This window comes from uncultured Rothia sp. (genome assembly GCF_937976295.1).
GTDB lineage: Bacteria > Actinomycetota > Actinomycetes > Actinomycetales > Micrococcaceae > Rothia.
This window is the reverse complement of the sequence record NZ_CALJRY010000239.1, coordinates 1-6,969: the sequence shown is the minus strand read 5'-3', so window position 1 is coordinate 6,969 and position 6,969 is coordinate 1. Positions and strand designations below refer to the sequence as shown.

Sequence of the window (6,969 nt, the reverse complement as noted above, 5' to 3'; positions counted from 1 at the left end):
GGCCGCCTGCGGCGGTGGTGGCGGCACCAGCACCAAAAGCGTGGATAACCACACCGGGGCCGTTGTGCCCCCGCCTGTGGTCAACCAGAATACCAACCCGCAGCAGGAACAGCCCAAGCCCCAAGAGCAGCCCAAGCCCCAAGAAGAGCAGAAGCCGCCGCAGAATGCGTATTGCGCGGGGGCGGCTTGCGGCGTGGTGCAGCCCAAGCCGGAACCCGAAAAGGAAGACCCGGCGGCTGTGGAAGCCGAGAAGGTGCGCACGGAGGCCTTCTTCAAGCTCTTCAATGAGCAGCTGGAACGCGCCCGCCCCTTCAGCTACTACACCTTCACCTCCGGCTATGTGCCCCTGACCATGCGCACGACGCAGGTGGACCTGAACCCGGACTGGGACAATTCCGTGCGGTGGTTCTGCTACAAGTTCCAGTCCGAGGCCGAGTACGCATGCAACGTGCAGCCGTGGAAGCAAGTGAAGTTCGCTCCTGAGATTACCACGGATGCGGAACGCCGCTGGAAGAACAAGGGGGTAGCATGGACCACGGACCCGCGCAACGTGAGCCCTGAGCCCCAGAAAGACTACGGCGGCTTCCGCGGCGATAACCCCTCCATGGGGCAGTACGGCTACCGCAAGGTCTACGGCCCCTTCGAGCGCCCCTTCCAGAACTCCATGAGCGTGGAAGACGTGCGGGAACTGCGGAAGGCCCTGCTGCTGCAGCTGCAGCTGACCATCGACGTGCAGCAATGGTATTGCGTCGGGGTGGGCTTCGTGCCCATCAATGACTTCCGGTGCGTGAACAAGGAAATCATCCAAGGGCAGAACGCCCTGGCGTATGCCCGCGCCCACTGGCGGCAGATGGTGGATGCCTACATGCCGGGGTACGCGGAGGACGTGTACCGCAATCGGTACTTCAGCGCCCTCATGTGTCAAGCGCGTGTTACCACGGAACAGGACGTGGCCAACGAGTGCGCGTACTGGCAGGACGTGGGCAAGGCCACCCCCGCGCTGGAAAGCGATCTGTACGATAACCCGCTGTTCGAAACCGTGGGCGCGGACCTGAAAGTGGAGAACCTGAAATGAAACTCCTTCTGTGCGGTAGCCGCCGGCAGGAAGTGGCGGACCTGATGAAGATCCTGCACGGGGTACCCATGCTGGCCGCGGAAGACCAGCCCAAAACCGGCCCCGCGGACCCGTGGTTCGTGTTCAACAATCACCGCTTGCTGTGCGGCTGCTGCGGCGACAGGTACGATGATGCAGACGCGGCGCTACGCACGCTGTACGAGGTGATTCTGCCCCGGTACTACGGGCAGGACGGACTGTTCGCCGTGGCCAGCATTAACGAGTGGACCCGCGACATGGGCAACGACTGGGATATGACCATCGAATGCTCGGAAGACGGCATGAAGGTTGTCCGTGCGCAGAACATCTACACGAAGTACCTCGGGCACCGCATGAGCTACCAAGAGTGGGGCGAGCTGTGCGGGGCCAACGACTTGGGCCAGATGCTGGATAAGCTGCTGGGCGTGTAACATAGGCCGGCATTGTGCAACCCCACCCCCGGTAGGATAACCACACTGGGGGTCAACTCCACACCATGAAGATCAATCTGCAACCTATTGAAAAACTGGACCGGCAGTCCGGGGAGTACCTGGACGTGCACTCCGTGTTCTACACGCTGCAGGGGGAAGGCCCCTTCTGCGGCACCCCCGCTGTGTTTATCCGCTTGGCCGGCTGCAACTTGCAATGCCCTGGCTGCGATACGGACTACGCCAGCACCCGGAAGCGCGTGGCGGTGGGCACCGTGCCCATGCTGGTGGCGCAGCAATGCGGCCGCCCTGGCTGCCTTGTGGTTATCACCGGAGGCGAGCCCTTCCGGCAAAACCTGGCTCCGCTGTTCAAGGTACTCACGGAAGCGGGGCACTATGTGCAGGGGGAAACGAACGGCACGCTGCCCCCGAGCCCCTGGCCGTATGCGGACGACATTGGCAAGCGGCGGGGGGTGTACGTGGTGTGCAGCCCCAAGACGGGGCGCATTAACCCCGGCGCGCACGAGGCGGCATGCTGCTACAAATACGTGATGGAGCAGGAGGATATGCACGCGCAGGATGGGCTGCCCATGACGGCGCTGCGGCATACGGCCGTTCCCTACGTTGCCCGGCCCGCGCCTGGCAGCAAGAAGCCGGTGTACCTGCAGCCTATGGACAGCCAGGACCCGGAACAGAACGAACGTAACAGACGGGCCGTGGTGGCCAGCGCCCTCGCGCATGGGTACATCGTGCAGCTGCAGGTTCACAAGCTGCTGGGATTGGAATAGGGTAAGAATGGGGTAAGAAAATGGCTGAAATGGGTAAGAAATGCGTAATCGTGTTCAGCGGCGGGCAGGACAGCACGACCTGCCTGTGGTGGGCCAAGAAGCGGGGGTGGGACGTACACTGCCTGACGTTTGACTACGGCCAGCTGCACAGCATTGAGCTGGACTCCGCTCGTAACATTGCCAAGCTGGCCAAGGTGCCGCTCACCGTGCTGGCGGTGCCGCAGGTGCTGCGCAGCACGAGCCCGCTGGTGACGCAGGAAGCCCCCAAGGAGTACGAGAGCTTCGAGCAGATGGAAAAGGAAACGGGCAAGAACGTGGAGGCGACGTTCGTCCCCATGCGAAACTTGTTCTTCCTGACCATCGCGATGAACTTTGCCCTGAGCATCGGGGCAAAGATTGTGGTAACGGGCGTGAGCCAGGCGGACAACGCCAATTACCCGGACTGCACCGAGGCCTTCATCAAGAAAACCGAAGCGACGTTTCGGGAGAGCCTCGCTGACCCCGAGGTGCGCATTGTTACGCCGCTGCTGCACCTGCCGAAGTGGAAGGGCGTGGAACTGGCCTACACGATGCCGGAGTGCTGGGCCAGCCTGGCCTATAGCCACACCAGCTATGACGGCAAATACCCGCCCACCGGCAAGAACCATGCCAACGTACTGCGGACCGAGGGCTTTGAACGGGCCATGCTGCCGGACCCGCTGGTGCTGCGGGCACACGCGGAGGGCAAGATGGAACTGCCCGCCACCTACAATTACCGCCAAGCCGATATCCACCTGGATGCCATTCGGCGCACACTGCGAGGTATGATGTGAAGAAGATCCAAACGACGTACTACGTGGGGCCGTGCAAGGAGCACGTGGACATTTTCAGTAGCATCTGGCGCAGCGACTGGGCCACGCTGGCGGCGGAACGGGCGCGCACGTGCGATGAAAACGAAGAGTGCTGGCCACCCTTCGCCTTCCTTACCACCTGCAGCCACGCTAAGCCGTACCACAAGAGCTATATCCATGTGGCCATCAAGTCTGTGCTGGACGACCTGGACGTGCAAGACAGCTGCGACTACATCCACCTGACGAATGCAGGAGTGGTGCACGAGAGCTTCCCCATCACGAACAGCATGTACAGCCGGTATGACTGGGACGACAGGTACAGCGACGAGGCCACGGACAGGTATTACGTGGACACGCTGGCGGCGCGGCTGCGGGACTGGTATGAGCTGTACGGGGCGCACTACCGGAAGATCTACGTGTACCTGCGGCCCAATGACACCACGATGCGGGCCGTGCAGCAAAGCGGCATCCCCCATGTGGTTATCCCTCTCCGGGACCCGGTGAACCCGCCGTGCCCGTACCTCATTGACCCCGACCCGGACGACGTGCTGTGCACCCGCCGGAACATCGAGGCCCTCTCCATCATTGGCAAGGATCTGTAATGGGAACCATCACCTGCAGCCGCTACCACGACATCAGCTGCGGCCACCGCGTCGTAGGCCACGAGGGCAAGTGTCGGCACCTGCACGGCCATAACTACCGCTTCCACTTTACCTGCCAAGCGCAGGAACTGGACAAGGTGGGCCGTGTGGTGGACTTCTCTTGCATCAAGCAGACGCTGTGCGAGTACCTGGAACAGCGCCTGGACCACAAGTTCATCATGTGGGAAAAGGACCCCCTGGCCCAGACCCTGCGCGACGTGAACACGCTGGGCGTGGTGCTGGTGCCGTTTAACCCGACGGCTGAGAACCTGGCCAAGTGGATGGTGGAGGACGTTGCCCCGGGGCTGCTGGCGCAGTACGGGGTGACGCTGGTGGAGTGTGTTGTGGAGGAAACGGCAAAATGCAAGGCGACGTACAAACTGTGAAACGCGAATGGTCAGTGTACCTGACCATTTCTCTGGCCGACATGCTGGCGCAGAAGCTGCGCACGTGGCTGCTGAAGCAAGAAAACAAGCTCATGTTGGAAGTCTTCTGCCCCACGGAAGACGACCGGCAGGGCCTGGAGTACCTGCGCCCTATTGCGGGGGTGCCCATTACGCCCGTGGAGCGGTACGAGGATGCGCAGGCCGTGTTCCACAGCGTGCTGACACAAGACGCCGCCGATAGCCTGCTGCAGCTGTGCCTGGTGGATGCTCGCAGGGAAGGGAGCCGCGCCGACGTTAACCTGCTGCGGGGCATTCTGTACGCGGACCCCACCGTGCGGCATGTGTTCCCGTGGCACGAGCGCCAGATTGCGCCGGTACCGAAAACCCATGTGTTCACCCGCTTGCTGCAGCACCTGGACCCCGAACCCGATCGGGAGGGGCTCAAGGACACGCCGGCGCGAGCACAGAAAGCGTGGGAGTTCTGGACCTCCGGCTACAGCCAGGACCCGGCCGCCGTGCTGAAGGTGTTCGAGGATGGGGCCGATAACTACGACCAGATGGTCACGGTCAAGGACATCCCGCTGTACAGCCACTGTGAGCACCACCTAGCCCCCATCTTCGGCACGTGCACCATCAGCTACATCCCCAATGGCCGTATAGTGGGCCTGAGCAAGCTCAGCCGGCTGGTGGAAGTGTTTGCGCGGCGGCTGCAGGTGCAGGAGCGGCTTACCTCCCAGATTGCAGACGCGCTCAATGAGCACCTCAAGCCCGCTGGTGTAGGTGTGGTCATCAAAGCCCGGCACATGTGCATGGAAAGCCGTGGCATCTGCCAGCAGGGGCACCACACCATTACGAGCGCCCTGCGCGGGGCCATGCGTGACGAGCCCGAAACGCGCAACGAGTTCCTTCGCATGGCCATCGGATGACCACATCATGTACGTCTACGCCGCAGCCGTGTACTCCAACAATGCCCGCAAGGGCGGCGGGGTATACGACAAAATGAACGAACAGGAACAGCACGACTGTGACAACGTGCAGCACATCCTGGAGAGTTACCATTACGTCAAGAAGCAGAGCTTCGTGGACGTCATGCGGCAGGACCGCGCACAGGTATTCCTGGACTCAGGGGCGTTCTCGGCGTACACGCTGGGCGTGGAGCTAAAAGTTAGTGAGTACTGCGCGTACATCAAGCGGAACATCGACCTCATCCGCAAAGAGGATGGAGTGCTGATTGCGTCGGTGCTGGACGGCATCGGCGACCCGCTGGAGACGTACAAGAACCAGCAGGAAATGGAAGCACGTGGGGTAACGCCCCTGCCGTGCTTCCACGCCGGCGAGGATGAGCGGTACCTGGAACTCTACGTGCGCAAGTATCCTTACATCACGTTGGGCGGCATGGTGGGCAGCAGCAACAAACAGCTCCAGATCTGGCTGGACAGGGTGTGGGACCGTTACCTGGTGGATGGGAGCGGCAGGCCGAAGCTCAAGGTGCACGGCTTCGGTATCACCAGTATCCCCATCATGGAGCGGTACCCGTGGTGGAGCTGCGACTCTTCTTCGTGGGTGCAGACGGCGGCCTTCGGGGCCATCATGCACCCGCTGTACGGGAACATTAACATCAGTGAGAACAACCCCGCGAAGCATGACCTCGGGGAGCACGTCAACACGCTGTCCCCCCAGGAAAAGGAGTTCGTCTGTAACATGCTGTTAGAGCAGGGGTACAGCTACGAGCGCCTGAGTACGTGCTACCAGAGCCGCTTCGCGTACAACCTGTGGGCCTACGGTGAAATGGAACGCAACCTGAGCGCCAAGCCGGAGGTATTCAAAGACGCCGTGCAGGAGCTCTTCTAATGCTTTCCACCCTCAAGTTCGTCCAAGGTGCCGTAGGCAAGAAGGACTTCATCCCTGCCATTACGCATTTCTGCATCGAAGGGGGCACCATCCGCAGCTATAACGGGGTGCTGGCGCTGAGTGCCCCCATTGACGTGGAGCTGCAGTGCAACCCGAAGGCCGTGCCGTTTGTTAAGGCCATTGCGAGCTGTGATGATGTGGTCAGCTTGAGTATGACGGGTGCCGGCCGGCTGAAGGTGGCCAGCGGCAAGTTCCGGGCGCTCATTGATTGCATAGACGGGGAGACCCCGCACGTCAAGCCCACGGGGCAGCGGTACGATGCATTTGACGGTGCCGCCCTGGTGGCGGCCATTGCCCGCGTGCAGCCGTTTATCGGAGAAGATGCGTCGCGGCTCTGGAGCATGGGCGTTATTGTTGACGGCGACATGGTGTACGCCACGAATAACGTGTGCCTGGCTGCCACACGGCTACCCAAGCCGTTTGCACACCGCATGTGCATACCCAGGATGGCCGTCACGGAGCTGCTGAGGGTTAAGGAAGCGCCCACGTGGTTGCAGAAGGATAACCACAGTGTGACGTTCCACTTTGAAAGCGGCAAGTGGCTGCGCACGCAGCTCAACGAAACGAACTGGCCGGACTTCGTTAAGATCCTGAGCAAGCCGGGGAACCCCGTGCCCATCCCCGAGGACCTGTTCAAGGGGCTGGCCAAGATCAAGCCTTTCCTGGAAGATGCCATGGCCCGCGTGCATTTCCTGGATGGCCACATAGGCACCATGCCCGATGACACGGGCACCACGTATGCCGTGCAGGGCCTGCCCCCGCAGGGCGTGTTCCAGCACGGGATGCTACAGCTGCTGGAAGGCAACGCCACCCATTGCGACTTCAGCACCTGGCCCGCCCCCTGCATGTTCCGGGGCGACAATCTGTGGGGGGCCATTGCTGGCCTGCGCCA

At 61.8% G+C, this 6,969-nt stretch carries 9 protein-coding genes; all 9 read left to right on the top strand.

All coding sequences use genetic code 11. From position 1 onward, the window contains the following. Positions 1–1,075 (top strand): hypothetical protein (locus tag Q0216_RS06410; protein WP_298593858.1); only part of this gene is annotated, 1,075 nt, incomplete at its 5' end. Positions 1,076–1,143: 68 nt separating this feature from the next. Beyond that, positions 1,144–1,524 carry a hypothetical protein gene (locus tag Q0216_RS06405; RefSeq protein WP_298593857.1) on the top strand — a complete coding sequence of 127 codons (381 nt, stop codon included), beginning with the start codon at positions 1,144–1,146 and terminating at the stop codon, positions 1,522–1,524. Positions 1,525–1,589: 65 nt separating this feature from the next. Next, complete coding sequence (locus tag Q0216_RS06400; RefSeq protein WP_298593855.1) at positions 1,590–2,309, top strand: 7-carboxy-7-deazaguanine synthase QueE; 720 nt, start codon at positions 1,590–1,592, stop codon at positions 2,307–2,309. A gap of 20 nt (positions 2,310–2,329) precedes the next feature. After that, complete coding sequence (queC, locus tag Q0216_RS06395; RefSeq protein ID WP_298593853.1) at positions 2,330–3,121, top strand: 7-cyano-7-deazaguanine synthase QueC; 792 nt, start codon at positions 2,330–2,332, stop codon at positions 3,119–3,121. Continuing rightward, complete coding sequence (locus tag Q0216_RS06390; RefSeq protein WP_298593851.1) at positions 3,118–3,741, top strand: hypothetical protein; 624 nt, start codon at positions 3,118–3,120, stop codon at positions 3,739–3,741. The genes queC and Q0216_RS06390 overlap by 4 nt, the downstream gene beginning before the upstream one ends. Next, the gene (locus tag Q0216_RS06385) at positions 3,741–4,166 is read left to right on the top strand and encodes a 6-carboxytetrahydropterin synthase (RefSeq protein WP_298593849.1); all 426 of its coding nucleotides are present in this window, start codon (positions 3,741–3,743) and stop codon (positions 4,164–4,166) included. The genes Q0216_RS06390 and Q0216_RS06385 overlap by 1 nt, the downstream gene beginning before the upstream one ends. Then, on the top strand, positions 4,142–5,092 hold the full coding sequence (gene folE / locus Q0216_RS06380; protein ID WP_298593847.1) for a GTP cyclohydrolase I FolE: 951 nt from the start codon (positions 4,142–4,144) through the stop codon (positions 5,090–5,092). Before Q0216_RS06385 ends, folE begins: the two co-directional genes overlap by 25 nt. Further along, positions 5,043–6,017: a hypothetical protein gene (locus tag Q0216_RS06375; protein ID WP_298593846.1), complete on the top strand. Its 975-nt coding sequence runs from the start codon at positions 5,043–5,045 to the stop codon at positions 6,015–6,017. The genes folE and Q0216_RS06375 overlap by 50 nt, the downstream gene beginning before the upstream one ends. Further along, positions 6,017–6,969: hypothetical protein (locus Q0216_RS06370; RefSeq protein WP_298593844.1), on the top strand; the 953-nt coding region annotated here is incomplete at its 3' end. The genes Q0216_RS06375 and Q0216_RS06370, both read left to right, overlap by 1 nt.